This window comes from Aquibacillus albus, assembly GCF_016908325.1.
In the GTDB taxonomy this organism is placed as follows: domain Bacteria; phylum Bacillota; class Bacilli; order Bacillales; family Amphibacillaceae; genus Aquibacillus_A; species Aquibacillus_A albus.
The window spans coordinates 70,014-89,339 of the sequence record NZ_JAFBDR010000002.1; the positions used below are offsets into that span (position 1 = coordinate 70,014).

The 19,326-nt window shown below is 37.9% G+C and carries 16 protein-coding genes; 6 read left to right on the top strand and 10 right to left on the bottom strand.

The genetic code is table 11. From position 1 onward, the window contains the following. A complete protein-coding gene (locus JOC48_RS02415; protein ID WP_204497455.1) occupies positions 1-876 on the bottom strand; it encodes a DUF8171 family membrane protein in 876 nt (291 codons plus the stop codon). Between the two features lie 174 nt (positions 877-1,050). Between JOC48_RS02415 and JOC48_RS02420 the strand changes: the two genes are divergently transcribed. The 3 genes from JOC48_RS02420 (at position 1,051) to JOC48_RS02430 (ending at position 3,487) form a co-directional block, all read left to right on the top strand. After that, positions 1,051-1,884, top strand: a complete 834-nt coding sequence (locus JOC48_RS02420) for a MurR/RpiR family transcriptional regulator (protein WP_204497456.1) — start codon at positions 1,051-1,053, stop codon at positions 1,882-1,884. A gap of 138 nt (positions 1,885-2,022) precedes the next feature. After that, positions 2,023-2,697: a hypothetical protein gene (locus JOC48_RS02425; RefSeq protein ID WP_204497457.1), complete on the top strand. Its 675-nt coding sequence runs from the start codon at positions 2,023-2,025 to the stop codon at positions 2,695-2,697. A gap of 169 nt (positions 2,698-2,866) precedes the next feature. Next, on the top strand, positions 2,867-3,487 hold the full coding sequence (locus JOC48_RS02430) for a DUF3298 and DUF4163 domain-containing protein (RefSeq protein ID WP_204497458.1): 621 nt from the start codon (positions 2,867-2,869) through the stop codon (positions 3,485-3,487). A 258-nt stretch (positions 3,488-3,745) separates the two neighbouring features. On the opposite strand, the gene JOC48_RS02435 is transcribed toward JOC48_RS02430, so the two are convergent. The 3 genes from JOC48_RS02435 to JOC48_RS02440 all read right to left on the bottom strand — a co-directional run bounded on the left by JOC48_RS02435 (position 3,746) and on the right by JOC48_RS02440 (position 5,824). Next, a complete protein-coding gene (locus JOC48_RS02435) occupies positions 3,746-4,339 on the bottom strand; it encodes a transposase (RefSeq protein ID WP_239584140.1) in 594 nt (197 codons plus the stop codon). A gap of 283 nt (positions 4,340-4,622) precedes the next feature. Then, the gene (locus JOC48_RS21445; RefSeq protein ID WP_275580689.1) at positions 4,623-4,754 is read right to left on the bottom strand and encodes a hypothetical protein; all 132 of its coding nucleotides are present in this window, start codon (positions 4,752-4,754) and stop codon (positions 4,623-4,625) included. Positions 4,755-4,957: 203 nt separating this feature from the next. Next, positions 4,958-5,824, bottom strand: a complete 867-nt coding sequence (locus JOC48_RS02440) for a sulfite exporter TauE/SafE family protein (RefSeq protein WP_204497459.1) — start codon at positions 5,822-5,824, stop codon at positions 4,958-4,960. 394 nt (positions 5,825-6,218) lie between these two features. On the opposite strand from JOC48_RS02440, the gene JOC48_RS02445 reads away from it, so the two are divergent. Beyond that, a complete protein-coding gene (locus JOC48_RS02445) occupies positions 6,219-7,058 on the top strand; it encodes an aldo/keto reductase (RefSeq protein WP_204497460.1) in 840 nt (279 codons plus the stop codon). Positions 7,059-7,178: 120 nt separating this feature from the next. Here JOC48_RS02445 and JOC48_RS02450 read toward each other — a convergent pair whose 3' ends face one another. Continuing rightward, positions 7,179-8,150 carry a Gfo/Idh/MocA family protein gene (locus JOC48_RS02450; protein ID WP_204497461.1) on the bottom strand — a complete coding sequence of 324 codons (972 nt, stop codon included), beginning with the start codon at positions 8,148-8,150 and terminating at the stop codon, positions 7,179-7,181. Between the two features lie 412 nt (positions 8,151-8,562). Here JOC48_RS02450 and JOC48_RS02455 point away from each other — a divergent pair, with 412 nt between their 5' ends. Further along, positions 8,563-9,393 (top strand): sugar phosphate isomerase/epimerase family protein, encoded by an 831-nt coding sequence (locus tag JOC48_RS02455; RefSeq protein ID WP_204497462.1) that lies wholly within the window; start codon positions 8,563-8,565, stop codon positions 9,391-9,393. Positions 9,394-9,783: 390 nt separating this feature from the next. Here the strand turns inward: JOC48_RS02455 and JOC48_RS02460 are convergent, their stop codons facing one another. The 4 genes from JOC48_RS02460 to JOC48_RS02475 all read right to left on the bottom strand — a co-directional run bounded on the left by JOC48_RS02460 (position 9,784) and on the right by JOC48_RS02475 (position 16,907). After that, positions 9,784-11,532, bottom strand: coding sequence for a two-component system sensor histidine kinase NtrB (locus JOC48_RS02460; protein ID WP_204497463.1), 1,749 nt, complete (start codon positions 11,530-11,532; stop codon positions 9,784-9,786). A gap of 244 nt (positions 11,533-11,776) precedes the next feature. Beyond that, on the bottom strand, positions 11,777-12,679 hold the full coding sequence (locus tag JOC48_RS02465; protein WP_204497464.1) for a dienelactone hydrolase family protein: 903 nt from the start codon (positions 12,677-12,679) through the stop codon (positions 11,777-11,779). A 318-nt stretch (positions 12,680-12,997) separates the two neighbouring features. Then, positions 12,998-14,944, bottom strand: a complete 1,947-nt coding sequence (locus JOC48_RS02470) for a PTS fructose transporter subunit IIABC (protein WP_204497465.1) — start codon at positions 14,942-14,944, stop codon at positions 12,998-13,000. 583 nt (positions 14,945-15,527) lie between these two features. Further along, entirely contained in the window at positions 15,528-16,907 is a 1,380-nt protein-coding gene (locus tag JOC48_RS02475) for a Glu/Leu/Phe/Val family dehydrogenase (protein ID WP_204497466.1), read from the bottom strand. 684 nt (positions 16,908-17,591) lie between these two features. On the opposite strand from JOC48_RS02475, the gene JOC48_RS02480 reads away from it, so the two are divergent. Continuing rightward, complete coding sequence (locus tag JOC48_RS02480) at positions 17,592-18,422, top strand: CAP domain-containing protein (RefSeq protein ID WP_204497467.1); 831 nt, start codon at positions 17,592-17,594, stop codon at positions 18,420-18,422. Positions 18,423-18,530: 108 nt separating this feature from the next. Here JOC48_RS02480 and JOC48_RS02485 read toward each other — a convergent pair whose 3' ends face one another. After that, on the bottom strand, positions 18,531-19,238 hold the full coding sequence (locus JOC48_RS02485) for an HAD family hydrolase (protein WP_204497468.1): 708 nt from the start codon (positions 19,236-19,238) through the stop codon (positions 18,531-18,533). Positions 19,239-19,326: the final 88 nt, after the last annotated feature.

Here is a 19,326-nt window from a genome sequence, read left to right on the forward strand (position 1 = left end):
TTAAGCTCCTTTTGATTTGTCTTGTGGATTTTGAGAATTTTTCAACTTAACAATTCCAATGATTGCTACCAGTAATACAATGGCAGCTGCCGATACGCCTACCCATAAAAACTGCATACCGAATTGATCGATAAATTCGGGCTCCCATACCGCAAAATTAACATCAAGTGTCGCCATAAACTCTGCGATCATGGCAACAAATCCAAGGAATACTGCTGGAATAATAAATTTTACGTTGATGACCTCAGCAGATGACCGAAATGTTGCAGGGTTACGTGGTTCAAAGCCCATCAACGGTTCAATTTTTCCATAAAGCTTAGGAACGAGCCATAAAGTAGGAATTAATCCGAACAATACACCGGAAATCAACATTTCAGTCGTAAAGCTGATTCCCTCTAATACGAGAATACTCTCGGCGACACCTGGTACAGCCTCTAACTCTTCAATTCCAAACCAAACTTTTCCTACATCGACAATCGTACTTAGCATTTGGTCGATACCAACACCAATTAAAGCACCCAGAGCCAACTGTTTTTTGTTCGTAGGGTCTTTCACCAATAATCCCGCTACGTACATCCCCATACCAAATTCAATAAATCCTTCTAATTCACCTAATCCACCGAAGTCACCCATCAGTAAATCAGCAAAAATAATTTCCCCTAATGGTGCGCCTAATGCAGCATGAAGTGGACTAAATAAAAACACCATCGTTAGTGGGACAAAAGCAAAATAGGAAACGGATAATTCCACTGGACCTAGTACAAACTCTGGTGTAATTTCTGTAATAATGTTTGCAATTCCAAATAACGACATCGACAAGATAAAGACCATTAATTTTTGTGACTGACTTAATTGTTGACTACGTAAATGACTCACTAAAATCCCTCCCAATATGTAATTTCAATTCTTATTTTACGGAAGGAATATTAAGGATATATAAATCTACTTTATACATAATGTAAATAAAGTTAATATTTTTTAAAAAATGAAAAAAATTTTTCATTTTCGCGTGGATTTACTATATAATGAGCGAAGATAAGGGAGGTTGCTATGGAATTATTTGATGTAAAAAATACGAAAATGTCCTATAATCAGAAAAAAATTGCCGATTTTATTATGCGGAATACGACTAAAATTCCCTACTTTACAGAACAGGATATTGCTATCGAGCTGAAAATAAGCATTGCAACAGTATCACGTTTTTGGAAAGTTGTAGGATTCAAAAATTTCAAAGATTTTAAACTACATTTAAAGGAAACATTGGATATTTCACCTGCAAATAAGATGAAGGATATCATTAAAAAGGTTGATCAAAATGACCTGGTATGGAAGATGATCGATGAAGATATCAACCATTTGCTAGAAACACGAAATCGTTTATCACAGAGGGATATCAGACAAGCTGTCCAATTATTAAATGATGCTGAATCGATTTATGTTCATGCACCTGGACCATCTGAAAGTCTAGGTAAACTATTTCAATTTCGAATGGAACGGTTTGGATTACAGGTCAAACTGATAGCCAAAAGTGGTCACGAGTTGTTTGAACAGCTTGTTCATATAAAAACGACCGATGTTATCCTGTTGTTTGGATTTGTTAATATGTCAGCAGAGGCAAAAGTCATTTTAGATTATAAAAAGAAAAGGAACACCAAAACGATTTTAATCACAGACAGACTAGTATCAGATATGAACAATCAGGTTGAACATGTGCTATACGCAAGCAGAGGAGAAATGTGGGAATTCCACTCGATGGTTGCCCCAACAGCAATTCTAGAAAGCTTAATCGTCGGCGTTGGCATGATGCGAGAAGACACAGTATTAGAAACACTACAAAACTTAAATAACCTAAGAAAAACATACGCAACCCACCTACCCAAATAAAAAACCATCCAATGTCCACGGGCGCGGGGTCCACGAGCGGGGTCAGACCCCTTTTATACATAATTTATGCATAAATCATTGAATCATAGGAAAAGTATTGATACGGATATTGTAAATTTCTTATTTGGAGGTTGTATAATGGCTGAGGAAAAAGTTCGTAAGCCGTTTTATAAAAAATGGTGGTTCTGGTTAATTGCAGTAATAATCATTTTTGTTGTGGCGTCTGGAGGAAATGATGAGCCAGAACCAGAAACAGCAACAAATGACACAACTCAGACAGAAGAAAATGAAGATCAAGAACAAGAAGAAATGGCTGAGCAAGCTGAAGAAGAACCAGAGGAGCAACCTGAACAGGAGCCACCTGTAGAAGAAGAACCTGAAGCAGAAGCGGAGGAGACTGAACCCGCTCCTGATGAGGAGACGTTCCAGAATGTGATTGATCAATTGGACCGAGCTCAAGTAGAAGAGGAAGTGCAGGCGCAAGCTAAACGGGATTGGCCAGATGATTATGAAATGCAAGATTATCAATATGACAATCAGATTCAAGCATACAACAGTCTAATTAACTTAAGCATCGATGCAGAACATAAAGAAACGATTCTTAATGAAGCAGCACGTGATTGGCCTAATGATTATGAGATGGTTCAGTATCAATACGACAATCAGATTGCAGCCTATAATTGGATACAAGATTTGAATTTAGATACAGATGTAAAGAAAGAAGTGCTGGCGAAAGCAAAATCAGACTGGGGAACTGATTATGAGATGGTAAGATATCAATACGAAAATCAGATGGAAGCATATTATAACTAATGAAAGGACGACATTTTGACATGTCGTCCTTCTTTTATAAAACATACCATATGTCCTCCCAGTGAAGACAAAACCAGTCATTTGTCCACGGGCGGGGTCAGACCCCTTTTATCACATCTTGCCTTTTTAAGGAATAGGATAGGAAAAAGCCTAAAAAGGGTGAAGATATATGGCGATTTCGTTACCAGTTAGTATGGAAACGGTTGAAATTAGAAGTGGTAGGAATAAAAAAGTCTTTTATCCTAAGGTCATTGGTTTGGAGGATCAAGCCTTTCAAGCATTTATGAATCAGACAATTGTCGATTTGAACGAGCAGCTGATCAATCAACAGGTTGGGGAAATGCCAACAACAGTAGAAGAAATTCTTGGATATTATGAGGAAAAAAATAACCAACGGCAGGTTTTGAGCTTAGCTTTTAACAATTATACGTACCACCAGCATGCTGCTCATGGGATGACGTATATAAAATCTTTAACTTTCGACCTGCAAAACCGAAAGCTATACGATTTAAAAGAGTTATTTAAACCAGGAAGTGATTACGTCCAACGGCTCTCAAACATCATCAAAGCACAAATCAAAGAACGCAATATTCAACTTCTTGATGAATTTACGACGATTCAACCGAACCAAGACTTTTACATTGCAGATAAAACGCTTGTTATTTATTTTCAGTTGTACGAAATCACTCCTTATGTGTTTGGGTTCCCGATGTTTCCAATCTCCGTCTACGATTTACAAGATATTATTGAAGAAAATGGTCCACTTGGTAAAATGGCTGTTAATGATTAATGAATTAAAATGCAGGATGGGAAAATTTCGGCTGTTGACTGAGTTAAGATTGTTGGGATGTTGGTGCTGATTGGTTGCTGAATGGATTTAGAGGCTCTGAATGCTAAGTAGTTTTCCCCAAAAAATAACCATCCTGTTCCGTTCGTCTTCATGTCTCCTTTAACGAGGACATTTTTAGACAACGGCAGGACGGTTACTCAACGGGTTAAAGTGTCCTCATATCGTGGACAAATGTCTTTTTGAGGGGTCAGACCCCTTTTACTCAGATTGGTCATTAAATACTATCATTTGATACTGATTGATGAATTTTAAATCGATATACTTGGTATTTAGGAATTTTATATAATTTTCTACTTTAGGGTCAGGAAAAAAAGATAAAATTCTTTCCGTACTCACCAATGGTTTGGGACGCGAGCCAACATAATCGGCATAACTGCTCCATGTGTATCCCATTAAATCAGAAACCATATTAGCACGAATGGGATTAAGATGGATATATCTATTTATCTCTAATTCGTACTCAGCGTTTTTTATGATTTCTGAGCCATAGCGACCTTCAAATACGTGACCTGAAAACTGATATTTCCGATTAAAATAGGTGGCATAGTTTGAATGTAGGTATTTCATAATATTGCTTGGAGAATCGTGAAGTGTTTCCATTTGAAGGTGAATGTGGTTCGTCATCAAACAGTACGTGTGGAGGGTAAATGGTATTCGACTCCTTGTTTCTTCTACAAATTCAAGATATTTTAACCGATCTTCAGCATCATAAAATAAAGGTGCCTTGCGAATACCTCGACTAGTTATATGATACGTTGCACCTGGATACCAAATGCGTGCTTTTCTTGGCAATAAAAGTCCTCCTTTCAATAAAATAAGTGATTGGATAAAAGTGAATGGTTTACATCAGGGAAAATGAAGAAGCGAACTGAGGAGTAAACGAGTTGATGCATAGATATAAAAATTCTGCAAGAAACCCTATTTTCCTGCAACAACCTACAAATTTACGGAAAAAGTGCTAACTTTTTTCTCCAGTGTCCTCCCACCGTGGACAAATGTCTTTTTTGGGGGTCAGACCCCTTTTGAAAAAACTGGGCGAAACCATATCAATGGATTTCGCCCAGTTTTTCAGTTACTATTTTTTCTGATTTTTTTCTAAGTTCCTTCTAACATCAGCGCGTTGTCTTTTGCCTAAATCTTCGTCCACGTTTGTCAACTGTGCTTGTTTGTCGTTAGCACTTTGTTTTAAATCATTGTTTCTTGCCATGGGTTACTTCCCCTCCTTTCGACGATTACCTAAGAAGCAATTCTAATCTCGATCATATTTTTACCGAATTAAGCAAAACAATTCTTTAAAACAAATCATTAGCAGCATCCACCGGATATGTGTCCTCCCACCGTGGACAAGTGTCCACAAGCGGGGTCAGACCCCTTTTTGAAATTGTAATACCGTTCACATCCCTCGCCAATTCACGAATTAACATCTACTATTTTCTTTTTGTGCGCTTGTTTTACCTGTTGAATACCAAAAAGAACAATTAACACTCCAACATACAACAATAATACAACTAATCCAGGAATAGCTAAATTCATTAACTGTAGGAACACGCTAATAAATGTAACGATATATAGTCCTCCTAAAAAAAGTTGAATATGTTTATTTGAGTAGAGTTTTGTGAATCTTGGCCCTAGTTGGGTACCAATTAATGCACCTATTATTAAGTAAGAAGCGAGTAGAAGGTCAATGGTTGTGCTAAATGCATAGGACAGAAAACCTGCTATAACAATAAACGTTATGCTTATGAGCGAAGTTCCCACAGCCGACCTCGGTTGGATTTTGGCAATTGTTATTAATAGAGGAACCATAATAAACCCTCCACCAACACCTAATGTTGCTGATGTAAAACCTCCTACTAAGCCAATAAAAAGAAATTTCCACCTTGATGGTGAAGTAGAAGCTTCCTTTTGTATTTTTTTATTCGTAAACATGGCAATAGCAAAATAGGCTAGTAAAACAAGATAGAGTAAGGGTATCACCGTTTCGTCAAATCCGTTTTTCTCTAGCCACATAACAACTGGACGAGCGATTTGTGTTCCTACTACTCCACTGAGTGAAAGAGCGAGAACCGCTTTCCAATAAATATTTCCGAGTTTAAAGTGTGCCCATGCTCCCGACACAGAAGTACCAATGGTGTAAAGCAAGCTCATCGTAATAGCTGCTACCGGCGCGAAGCCAATTAATAATAAGACAGGAGTAAGTAGAAATCCACCTCCAACTCCAAAGAAACCAGACATTATTCCTATAACCACGCCTAGAGGTAACGCCCACAAAATCATTAAATTACTCCTTGCATTTAGTTATTGTAAATATAGTTTACCTTTATATAGACAATATAAATCATAAATTTTAGTTAAGTTTATAAAAAAATATATTTATAAAAATGACAACATTATTCGTATTTTTTCACTAATTTCTTTTTTTATAATTACTTTTGATTTGCGTTTGTTTCATGAAAGATAACAACATGAATCTCTCCATGCTAAAGTAACCACTAAATATTTTATCAAAATTTTCAACAGTAAACACCCTTAGGTAAGACTGTCCTCACAGTGCGGACAAATGTCTTTTTGAGGGGTCAGACCCCTTTTGAAAGCGTTTTATACTTTTTGTTTGTGTTTTGGGTGAAATATGAGAAAATTAGGATATCAATATTTTAAGGGAGGAATTAGGTTGGTTAAGAGTTTGCAGGATACGACAACATTACATAATGGGGTAGAGATGCCGTGGTTAGGATTAGGTGTTTTTAAAGTACAGGATGGGAAAGAAGCAGTTGAGTCAGTAAAGGCTGCGATAAAGCATGGCTACAAAAGCATTGATACCGCTGCCATTTATAAAAATGAGGAAGGTGTCGGGCAAGGAATCCGAGAATCTGGTGTTCCTCGTGATGAGCTTTTTGTTACGTCAAAGCTTTGGAATGCTGATCAAGGCTATGAGTCCACTCTTGCAGCTTTCGAAACAAGCTTAAATAAATTAGGTTTGGATTACCTTGATTTATACCTGATTCACTGGCCAGTTCCGGCACAAGGGAAATTCAAAGAGTCATGGAAAGCGATGGAAAAATTATATAAGGATGGGAAAATTCGTGCTATTGGACTAAGTAATTTTAAAGAGCACCATATCGATGAGCTATTGAAGGATGCAGAAATCAAACCAATGGTAAACCAAGTCGAATTTCATCCCAATTTTGCGCAAAAAGAATTAAGAGCTTATTGTAAAGAGAACGGGATTCAGCTAGAGGCTTGGTCGCCGCTGAAGCAAGGAGAGCTTTTAGACGATCCAACACTAACGAAAATTGGAGAAAAATATGGCAAATCGCCAGCACAAGTAATTATTCGCTGGGACCTTCAAAGTGAAGTAGTTACAATTCCGAAATCCATTAAAGAACACCGTATTATTGATAATGCCGATGTATTTGACTTTGAACTAACAGATGAGGATATGGCTGAGATTGATAAGCTAGATACGGGTGAACGCGCGTTTGCTGATCCAGATGAATTTAATAAAGTGTAGGTTGCAGCTTGACGAACCATTTATAAAAATCGTTCTACCAACGTTAACCCCGGTGCCATTACCATTGTATTGGCACCGGGTTTTTACATAAGTGTCCACACCTCGTGGACAAATGTCTTTTTAGGGGGTCAGACCCCTTTTATATCCTGCTGATTGGTAGATTTTTTCTGTTAATGTGACAACTTCTTTTGCAAATTGACCGGGTACGAAAACATCGTGTTTTCCTAAAATAGCATCTACAAAACTTTTATCTTGATTGGTAGTCTTTTCTGGCAATTGTGGTGTAATAGGTTCTTCTCCTAATCTTCGTAGCGTAATTTTTCCATTATTATAAAAAATACCACCGTTTTCACCACAAAATACATAAGTCTCGTGCCAGCAAGGAGCATAGCCAACAATATTTAATCCCGCAACGACACCTTTTTCAAAACGAATCGATGTAAAAGAATCGATTTCTACTTTAGAGTCATGCTGCTCCATTTGTGTCGTAACGTCAACGGGAGCTAAACCAGTTGTCCATAGAAGAACATCAATAATATGACTCCCAGAGTCCATCAGCATGCCGCCATCAGACAAAGCAGGATTTTGACGCCATGTCCCAACTGTCATTTGCTTCCATTCTTGATATAGGGAAGCTGTCACAGACTTTAGTTCACCAATTTCACCATTCGCAATAGCTTCACGAATATATATAAATTCAGGATCAAAATGACGTTGATACGAAACTTGAAGAACCTTTCCTAAATGATCCGCAGTTTCAATCAATTGCTGTGCCTCTTCTTTGGAACATGCCATTGGCTTCTCAATTAATACATGACACCCACTAGTTAACACATCCATCGCTTGTTCAAAATGAAGCGTATGTGGGGAGCACAAAACGACTGCATCTACTTCCATTTTCTCTAGCATTTCCTTATGATCGGAAAACTGACGAACATCATCTAGTTGAAATTTAGATATTAGGGTTTCCCTATTTTTTTCGTTCGGATCTACAACAGAAACAATTTCTGCATCATCTATTTCCGTTAAGTGACTTGCATGTAAATGTGAAATACCACCTGTACCAACCATGCCAATTCGAACTTTTTCCATTGGTTAAACACCCTTTTTTATCATTTTTCTTCGTAGTTTCTCAACATATTTTTATTGCGCGCTCGTAAATTTTAGTGTGTATCCCTCCCAAGTGTTATTTGATATCTTTGTTTGTTGTGCCTTCAATAATTGTCCTTTGTAACCAATTAAATAGCTATGCGATTTTTGTAAACGCATTCATCACTCGCTAATTTTATCATCTATATTCGTTTTTTAATTGATATTATTATATAAATATGTCAATCTAGGAAATATATGTAACCGTTAACATTTATTCACGAAAACACTAAATTACATATTTTCCCAAAAATAACGTTACACTAATGCTACACCAACAGAGTGTACGCCTATCGCGGACAAATGTCCACAAAGGGGGTCAGACCCCTATCTCATTAGAAAGGATGTTTTGTAGATGTTGAGAGGATTGACTAGAGCTGGTTTAGGTAATTTAGAGAATGACAAGGAATTCATATCTTTAGCTGCATCATATGGGTTTCAATCTGTTGACTTGGATGCAAAAGGGTTAATTGATGCTTATGGACTGGAAGCATCTAAGAAGTTATTGCTACAACAAAATATAGTAATCGGATCTACTAATCTTCCAGTTGAGTGGAGGCAAACAGATAAAGAGTTCCAACAAGGGATTACTCATTTACCCGCCGCTGCCCAAGCTGCTGCAGAATTGGGCTGTACGAGTTGTTGCACTTATATTCTCCCTTCCACTGATTTTAAATCAGCAAGCTTTATGTCCGTTGTAGTTAAACGACTACGGATTTGTGCTGAAATTCTTGGGGCGTATGGAATTCGTTTGGGGTTAGAGTTTGTTGGGCCAGTGCATTTGCGAACAGCGTGGAAAAACCCATTTATATGGACATTAGATGAAACATTAGAATTAATCGATGCTATTGGTGCTCCAAACGTTGGAATTTTGCTAGATTCCTATCATTGGTATACGACAGGGTTAACGAATGCTGATATAGAAAAGTTAACAGTTAATCAAATCGTTCATGTTCATATCAATGACGCCCATGATATCCCGGTTGATGAACTGAAGGATAATGATAGATTATATCCCGGCGAAGGGGTTATCGATTTAGCTGGTTTTTTACGTAGTGTTAGACAAACAGGATATAATGGTGCAGTTGCCCAAGAGGTGTTAACTCCTGAACAGCCAACAGCAACGCCTGAAGAGCTAGTACAACGCTCGAAAGTCGGATTTGATCGTGTATTTAGAGAGTTGTAAAAAATTTATTAAAACAGTTGAAAAGTTTTCAAAGCTAGGTTTTCGTTGTTAGCATGTGTGAGGCGGTTGGAAACGGTTTATGTATGCAGTTATAACAACAGCCTAACTTCATAACGTGCTCCAAGCTGTGGAAATAATGAACTTGCCACATGAGTAAGCGACTAAAGGATGATAACTACATTCAAAATGAGTAACCGTTAACCATGGTTGTTGGTTCAGCGGTTACTTTTTCTCATTAGAAATAAGGGTACATTTGGAGGCTCCAACTCATATACCCCGAAGTATAAAAAACCACACTTACACATTACAAAAATTAAGCCATTTTATTCAATAAAATCCAACTTTCCCCACCTGTGTACGCCTGTCGCGGACAAATGTCCACAAGAGGGGTCAGACCCCTTTCGTTAGTGGAAGGGTGATTTTAAATGTTGTTCCTTTGGGTGAGCTTGAGAATAATTCGATTTTTCCTTGGTGATTTTCTATAATTTTTTGAACAATTGATAATCCCAAGCCGGTGCCTGCCTCTTTATTCGTTAGAAATGGATCAAAGATTGTTTGCTGCAGATCTTCTGGAATACCTGAACCAGTATCTTGAATAAACAATTGATAAGTATCGTGTTTTACCCTGGAATAAATGCTAATCGTACCTTTCCCTTCCATCGCATCGCTACTATTTCGAATTAAATTGTACATCACTTGTGTTATTTGCTTTGTATCTAGCATGACCGCAGTATTATCTAAATCCAAATGAAATTGAATCTTATCTGCATCAGAAGACTTTTTATAATAAGAAACCATTTCTTCAATTACACCCTTTATAGAAGCCTCTTCTAATTTAAGCTCACCCGGTTTTGAAAGTAAAAGCATGTCTTCAACAATCATGTTAATGCGGTCAACCTCTTTCAACATAAATGGTAGATGAAATTTATTTTGTTCAGATTCGGGAAATGATTCTTTTATAAGCATTAAGAAGCCTTGGAGCACAGTCAGTGGATTACGAATTTCATGTGCAGCCCCAGCCGATAACTCGCCAAGTAATGCTAACTTTTCTGATTGGTGCATCCGCTTTTCGAGTTCTTCTCTTTCTGTAACGGCAATAAAAAAATAAATTCTACCTATTATGTTGTCCATTTGATTTTTCAATTCCGATTGCGAAGCCAATAAAACCTCTTCTTTTGTCTTCGTTCTGTAAGAAGTTTTAACATTTTGAAATACCTTTTTTGTTTGCAAAAGATTCCAAAAGTCCCTATTATCCATTGTATGGTTACTAGGATTAGTCATGTTTTCTTTTACTTCCTCTTTACTTACGTTCAATAGGGTTACTGCAGAGGAATTCAGTGTAATATCGTTCGTTTTTTCATCTAAAGTAATTATTCCAACGGGTAAGGAATTCAGGATTTGTTCTCTATATTTCTGATCACTGGATACCTTTTCATATAAACGAAAGTACTTCTTGAAAATTAAAGAAAACATAATAATCATAACAGTAAATAAGGTGACACCGAAGAATGGATTTGACTCTAACAATAAAGCTAAAATAAATGCTATACCGAATGTGATCACGTAATTAGGAAGTGCTTCGATAAAGGCGTCTTTTATCAAGGGGCGGACGTTAATGGACAAAGATATCCAAAGGTATAAACCAATTAAAAAAATATTAATGAAGAAATAACCGACTAAAGATATGATGTAATAAACTGTACTACCCAAGTGAATATAGCCGATTTCCCCACCTGTAAAAGTAAACAGATAATAGGCGCCACTTATCATTAAAACGAAAGCAGCAAAATTAAAACTTTGGTTCCACCAATTAGCTCTTCGCTGCTTCCAATCATCAAAGAGACTACTAAAAAATAATAGAAATAGTGTGATTTCTAATCCAACAATAAAAGTAGAAGCTATATAAATGGATGAATCCATAGAGAGAGAGTTTTTTCCATCTGGAGGAAGGATAATCCTAAAGCGGTTGGAAAGTATACAAGCAACTATTAATAAAATAACAAGTATCCAACCGAAAACACTTGATATTCGTTGAAACGTTGCCGAAAAAACATCATGCCAAAAAAACAAACTTATCCCTGTCACAGATGTAGCTATAAAATATACCTTGGTACCTTTTAAAAATGGAATTTTTTTCAAAAAAGATCACTCTTTAAGTTGATTTTTCGCAATTCACATTAGTTCCCCTAGTACATGTAGAAAATGAATTGCCTCAATCATCATACAACATAATTTTACATTTTTCTACACAGTGTACATTTGAATTTTTGGTAATCACGCATAGTTGTTGAAATAATTTGTTAAATTTAACCAGTTTGTCCACACACCACGGACAAATGTCCATAAAGGGGGTCAGACCCCTCACAAAAGGGCAGTCCCTTTCTCACAGCCACTTCCTCAAAAACTTTTTCGCTTCGTATCTCATTTCTTCGGTTTCCAAGTGCCCGGTATTATACCTTTTTAGCTCCCATGCTTCTGGTATGCCTTCTTTTTCATATTGTGTTTTTAATGATTGATCGATGATATCAAGTCCTTTCGTTGGAGTCAGCAGGTCATGATTTCCAGCAAGACTTAAATGGGCGCGAGGTGTGATTAGTGCATTTATTTCCGAAGTAGTAAAGTGCTTTAGTAAGCTTGGGACATAATAATAAATACCATGATGATCCAATCCTCTTTGCTCAATTAAACTATGATAATCACATAACCCACAGATATCTACACACACTTTTATACGAGGTTCTAATGCGCTTACCCACCAAGACATCGTGCTTCCCATCGACATTCCGATCGTACCAATGCGATTTGCATCAACGTCGGGGCGGCTAACTAAATAATCAACGGCTCGTAAACTATCATAGACCATCTTTCCCCATAATACTTCCCCATTCCACAGCATCTCTTTGAAAAGTTCACTCTCCGTTTTTCCCCTTCTACTACCAAATCCCCATGCCTCAATGGCCAGGACTGCATAACCCATATTTGTCAGTTCCTCTGCATACGGAGGGTTTTGCATGTAAGTATTTCCTTTAATCAACTCATCTTTCCCAAGTTCATACTTCCCACCGTGGGAGTGATTAAATAAGATAGTTGGAAAAGATTCTTGCCCCTTTAACGGACGAACGAAGTAAGCAGGTACCGGATCCACACCATTTAAATCAAGCACCCACTTCTCCAGTATATAGTTGTGATGTTCTTCTTCTCCTATACATTTTGACGAAATGGACTGTGATTTCGGTGGCAAATCACCAAGTAATTGATACAGCTCTTCCCGACGTTTATCTTTCATTAAATATGCCTCCCTTTTTGTGTTTGAAAACACTTAAAAAACCATTCCCCAATAAGCGATAAGGATTACCTTAAGTTTCCATATAAAGCAATGAATACAACTATATTTTAATACTAGTAATTAATCCAAACAATTAATTTGATTGCGCTTTCATATGTAGAGGGGGTCAGACCCCTTTCGACAAAATTCGAGCTAGGGAGCCAATTGGTAAAATAAAATACCGAGTGCAACAACCACTCGGTACAAGTAACTCGTTCATTGTCCTCCCATCGCGGACAAATCCTATAAAATGTCCACAAAGGGGGTCAGACCCCTTTTTTATATCTGTTCTAGCAATTGGTAGGCTTCTTCTTTTGTGTTTGCGGTGATTAGTTTTTCTCTGAATTCGTCGTCCATTAGTTTTCTGGATAGCATTTGTAGGATTTTTAGGTGTGCGTCTCCTTCGCTTTTTTTCGGTACAGCTAGCATAAAGATTAATTTAGCATCTGTCCCATCTAAACTTTTCCAGTCTACGCCCTCTTTTTTAATACCAAAGGCAACAGTTGGTTTTTTAACAGCATCAGATTTGCCATGTGGAATTGCAATATTCATGCCAATGCCTGTAGTACTCTCTTGTTCACGCTCAAGAATTGCCCCTTTAAAATCAGCTGCGGAATTCAATACGCCAGCCTTATCTAACTTTTCAATCAGCTCATCAATCACATCATCACGTGTAGAGCCTGTTAAATCAGTATCAATCAGGTCTAAACTTGTGATGTCGGTAATATTATTTATGTCACTTTTTTCTTCCGTTGATGGGTTAGTTTCTTCCTCTAATACATTATTTTCTCTCGCGACAGATGGATCACCATCCATATCTACCGATTCCGTAGTTGGCTCGACATCTTTTTTCAATAATCTAATCATAAGTGCTGTTACAATTGCACCGATGATGATCGAGATAAAAAACATGATAACATTATCTACGGCTCCTAAAAGACCAACAATCGGACCTCCATGTGCGACTCTGTCACCAACACCGCTCAACATGGCGACAACGGATCCTGCCATCGACCCAACCATAATACTTGGAATCACGCGCAATGGATCCTGAGCAGCAAACGGAATGGCACCTTCCGTAATCCCGAAAAACCCCATTGTGATTGATGCTTTACCAGCCTCTCGCTGTGCACCTTCAAATTTTTTCTTAAACATAAATGTAGCTAATCCTAGACCAATTGGAGGAACCCCGATCGCAACTGCAACTGGTCCCATAATTTCATAGTTACCTTCGCCAATCATCGCTGCACCAAATAAAAATGCCACTTTGTTGACGGGTCCTCCCATGTCAAAGGCAATCATTGCTCCTAATATTAATGCTAATAATATCGAACTAGTTCCCTGCATACCAGCAAGCCAATTCGTTAATCCTTCAAACACACCTGCTACAGGAGCACCAATCAGAAGTACAAATACAAAACCTACAAATAATGAAGCAAAAACCGGGATAATAATAATAGGCATGATTGGTTGTACCATTTTTGGCACCTTTATTTTTTTAATCCATAAGGCTGCATAACCAGCTAAGAACCCTGCAATTATTCCACCTAAAAATCCGGCACCAGCTTCACTATTATAAAAGCTACCATTTACAGCAATAAAGCCACCAATCATACCAGGAGCAAGTCCAGGTCTATCAGCGATACTATAGGCAATAAAACCCGCTAGTATTGGAACCATGAAAGAAAATGATGCCGCCCCAATGCTCTCTATCGTTTTCCAAAAAGAACCTTCAGGGATGGCAATTCCACCTGGACCAGGTTCGCCACCAATCGTTAACGCGATAGCAATTAATAAACCACCAACAACAATAAATGGAATCATATAGGAAACACCATTCATCAGATGGCGGTAAACAGGATTTTGGTTATCTTTTTGCGGTTTATTTGTGTCGCCCGTTTGCGTGTCAGCTTTATAAACGGGAACTTGGTCCGTTTGTACTTTTTGAATTAGCTCCTTTGGGTTACGGATACCCTCTTGAACTCCGACAGCTATTAATTTCTTTCCAACAAAGCGGGATTTGTCAACGGTTCGATCGGCAGCAATGATCACGCCATCAGCTTCCTGAATATCAACATCGGTAAACTCGTTTTCAACTCCAATAGAACCTTGTGTCTCTACCTTCATCTCAATCCCTAATTCGTCAGCAGCTTTTTGTAGATTTTCTGCTGCCATATATGTATGTGCTATACCATTAGGGCATGAAGTTATCGCTAAAAGTTTCATGATCTCCCTCCAATTTTAGTAAAAATTTTATTATAGTTTCTGCCGAGAATCTTTACATATACCTATTTCCTTACTAAATGGAGTAAAAAGTTTAGCCGGAGGAATTGGGGGCATCAAAATCATGGAGAAGAATACAATGTGGTTTGGAGCTAAGCGAAAAACAGTGCTCCGTGCGTCAGTGCAATTACTTGACTGCGGGAAGAATACTGCTGATTAGAAAAGCGAAAAGCGCCCGTCTAGCAACGGACTGAAGCGCAGGAGATAAAGGAAAACGGTGAACGAAGTGAGTTAGGAAATTCGGCTATGTCGAATTGTTATCGTACGGGAGGTGAAGGAAGTCTCACTAGTCGCCGAGCGCTCGGAGCTAGACATCGAAGCGCACAAATTTATACTTCCTTCACGTGCAATAAAAAACATCCTCACTTCCTGTTTTGTTTCAGGATGCAAGGATGTAATAACGTTCTATCGATTACGGAAGTCACAGAAACAAACCAAAATGTCCTCCCACCGCGGACAAATCCTATAAAATGTCCACAAGCGGGGTCAGACCCCTCTATGAAAAGAGAGGTAGACTCTTCCGCCACTAATATAGTTTCCCTTGGCGGTAGAGGATGGTGGATAGTTTCATGACGGCGTGGATATAGCAGTTTTGGCGTAATGGGAATGGGTCGCCGAAAAACTGTGGTAGGACTGTATCGAGTGTGTGTTTCATTTTATCAAATAGCAGGTTAAACACTTGTTCTTCGTCATAAAACTGTGTTTCTCGGCCTTGTAGCCATTCAAGATAGGACACAATAACCCCACCAGCGTTGGCAAGTATATCTGGAACAATAATGACGCCCTTCTCACTTAAAGTGGTATCCGCTTCTCTTGTTACAGGTGAGTTTGCACCCTCTACTAGAATCCGAGCCTTTATATCATCAACATTATCCTTATGAATTTGGTCTTCTAAAGCTGCTAAAAACAATACATCCACGTCAAGGGTTAGAAGATCATCCCGGTCATGGATAACAGCCTTAATCCCATTTTGTTCTAGGTCCTTTTCTGTAGTAGGTAAATCACCATTTTTTTCTGTAACGTATTTCACGAGAGCCGGTATATCTAATCCGTCCGAATTGTATAACGTAACGTTTCGGTCGCTGACAGCAACGACTTTATTTTGCAGGTGGTCACAGTTATAGGCTTCGAGCGCAGCAACTGATCCTACATTTCCAAACCCTTGTACAGCAATAGTCAGTGGCCGTTCAGCATGGTCTAACGCTGTCTTTGAGAAAACATTTTCATTATTAGAAAACCACTTTTTTTGTTCTTTTATAAAATCATGGAACATATAGCGGAATGTAAAATAAACACCTTTACCAGTAGCTTCTCTGCGTCCTAATGATCCGCCGTTTACTACACTTTTTCCTGTAAAACTTCCTCTATACGGCATACCGGGATGAATACTTTTATATTCTGCCATCATCCAGTCCATTTCTCGATCGCCCGTACCTACGTCAGGTGCCGGAATATCTTTGTCCGTTCCTAACACATCACTAAAATATCGTACATACCTTTTACATATAGAGTGTAATTCCTTTATTTTAAATTCCCTTGGATTAATGACAACGCCACCTTTACCACCACCAAATGGAACTTCATGCAAGGCGTTCTTCAACGTCATTAGCGAAGCAAGATTAGTGACCTCATCCTCATTTACTGATTCGTGAAAACGGATCCCACCTTTATAGGGACCTAGTGTGTTATTGTGTTGGACCCGAAAAGCAGGGATGCGAACGACTTTTCCGTTTTCTAAAGCAATGCGCAAAAATGCTTTATGTACGTGATTTGGAGTTGATAGGATAGAAACTAGCGACGTAAACGCCTGCTTTCTTGTTTGGCCTTGCAAGTCTGGTAAAAATGCCTCATCTTCCAATAAAGCGTCCAGGGATTGTTGGACAATAGTTCCTGTAGTACTACTCATAAACATTCCTCCCTTTTACTCTTTTAAAAAATAGTGTAACCAAAGTTCTAAGTATCCATCCACGTTTTAACTTTGATTAATTTTTCAGCTTTTAATCGATGTAGTTATCATACTGATTTGCGTTACTTTTTCATACTGGAGTACGACAAATTATCACCACTAACACAAAAAGCGGTGATCTTCATTTTCATTCATATTTTGATCATGTTTTCTGATAGTCAATGTTTTCACATAATCGATGTCTAATTTTTTAAAAAATGAAACACCACTTACAGATTTATTATATTTCAATACAACTCATCTTATTACTTTAAGTGTCCACCGTACGAGGACAAATGTCTTTTTTGGGGGTCAGACCCCTTTAAGATATTTAACAATTTGTTTACGACTAGTTTGAAAATGTAATATAACTTGTTAGTTTAATAGGGTGTCAATAGGGATTTTAACGTAATAAATTCCTCCATATCCATTTATTCCCACAAAATATTTTTTTGGAATTTTTCTTATCCTATATTTTTCAAGATTTCATTGAATTGCTTTTTATATCGAACATCGATTGGTAATTACTCCCATAAATATTACAAAAAACCCATGCTACAATTCACTTGTAGAAAAACGAGACAACCTCTCTCATCGTTTTTTTTTAATTAAAATTCGATCATACTTAAAGGAGTGGACCAATTTATGTTTAAGAAACTAGGAATCGTTACAGCATTATCAACAGCCTTGTTATTTGGATCCGGTTTTTCATCAGCTAGTGATTCATTTCAACAAGTTCAATCTCAGGGAAAAGTGTATAAAGTCTATTATTCTATTAATTGGAAATCACAATTTATATCTGAAGATAAGGTAAATGATCATCAAAGCAATTCTGTTAATAAGGTACAATTGAGCTGGGATGACGTGATTGAAAGATTTCAACAATTAAAGCAAAAAGATAATCCTGCTGAAAATGAAGCACCGATTGAAGAAGACGATCCTGTCAAAAATGAACCTGTTGAGGTAGAAATTCCCGATGACAATCAGGAACCAACTAATGATGCTGAACAACCAGCAGAAACACCAGTAATTGAGGACCCAACGAACGAGGAAGTAGTAGAAGAGCAAGAACAAAAGAAGGACCAAGCACAAACAGAACTAAACCAATTTGAGCAACAAGTAGTTGATTTAACAAATGAAGAAAGAGCTGAACAGGGACTACCAACATTAAAGGTAGATACTGAATTAAGCAAGGTCGCTCGTGAAAAATCTAAAGATATGGCAGTTAATCGTTATTTTAGTCATAACAGCCCGACATATGGATCTCCATTTGACATGTTAAGTCAATTTGGTGTCGACTATCGTACAGCAGGTGAAAATATTGCGAGAGGTCAGCGTACACCAGAGGAAGTTGTAAATGCATGGATGAACAGTCCTGGTCACCGTGCTAATATCCTAAATGCTAACTTTACCCATATTGGCGTAGGTTATGTAGAAGACGGAAATTATTGGACACAAATGTTTATTGGAAAATAACAGATTATATAGAAAATAGATTAGGAGATTGGCTGTGCCAATCTCCCTTTTTTTGTTAACCCAGTAACCCAGTGTCCTCAATACGCGGACAAATGTCCACAGGCGGGGTCAGACCCCTATGGCACGAAATTCATCTAGGAGCTCTTTGGCGTTATATACTATTTTGTCTGGTTTGAAAGGACTTTCAGGCATGTTTCTGTTGCGGTGGTTCATCCATATTGCATGCCAGCCTACTTGTTTGGCACCAACGATATCATTGTCGAATGAATCTCCGATATAGACTGTTTTTTTCTTATTTAGTTGGAGCTTTTCTTCAATGATGTGAAACGCTTCTTGTTTTGGTTTCGCATGTCCAATGGCACCCGAAATAAACATATGTTCCTCAGGAATCCATCTTGCTAATCCTAATTGCTGTATTTTCATCGATTGGTGCTTTTCCTCACCGTTTGTCAAGACAGCGAGCTGCTTGTTTTCTTGATACAGTGCTTCTAATAACTCCTCTACTTCATCAAATAAAGTAATTTTCTTTTGTTCAGCTACATAAGCTTCTTGGAAATCCACTGCTTTTTGGTAATTAATCGGTATCCCAAATTCTTCACATGCAGCGGTGATCCGATGTACCTGCATGTCCAAAATGGAAATTTCACCGGCTTCACTTTTATCGAACAACGCATCACTATGCTTTCGACTAGCTAAGTATAATTGATCCAATTCCTCATCTGAGAACGATTCCTGAAACATTTTCTTGAAAGTATTTTTAAAAGATAACGCTTGATCATATAACGTATCATCCACATCAAAAATAATCGTATCCATTCTATTATCCCCCCTCATGTAATCATAACATAAAGGTAACTGTAAAAGGGGTCTGACCCTTACCCTAGCAGGTATGAGCCAGACCCCT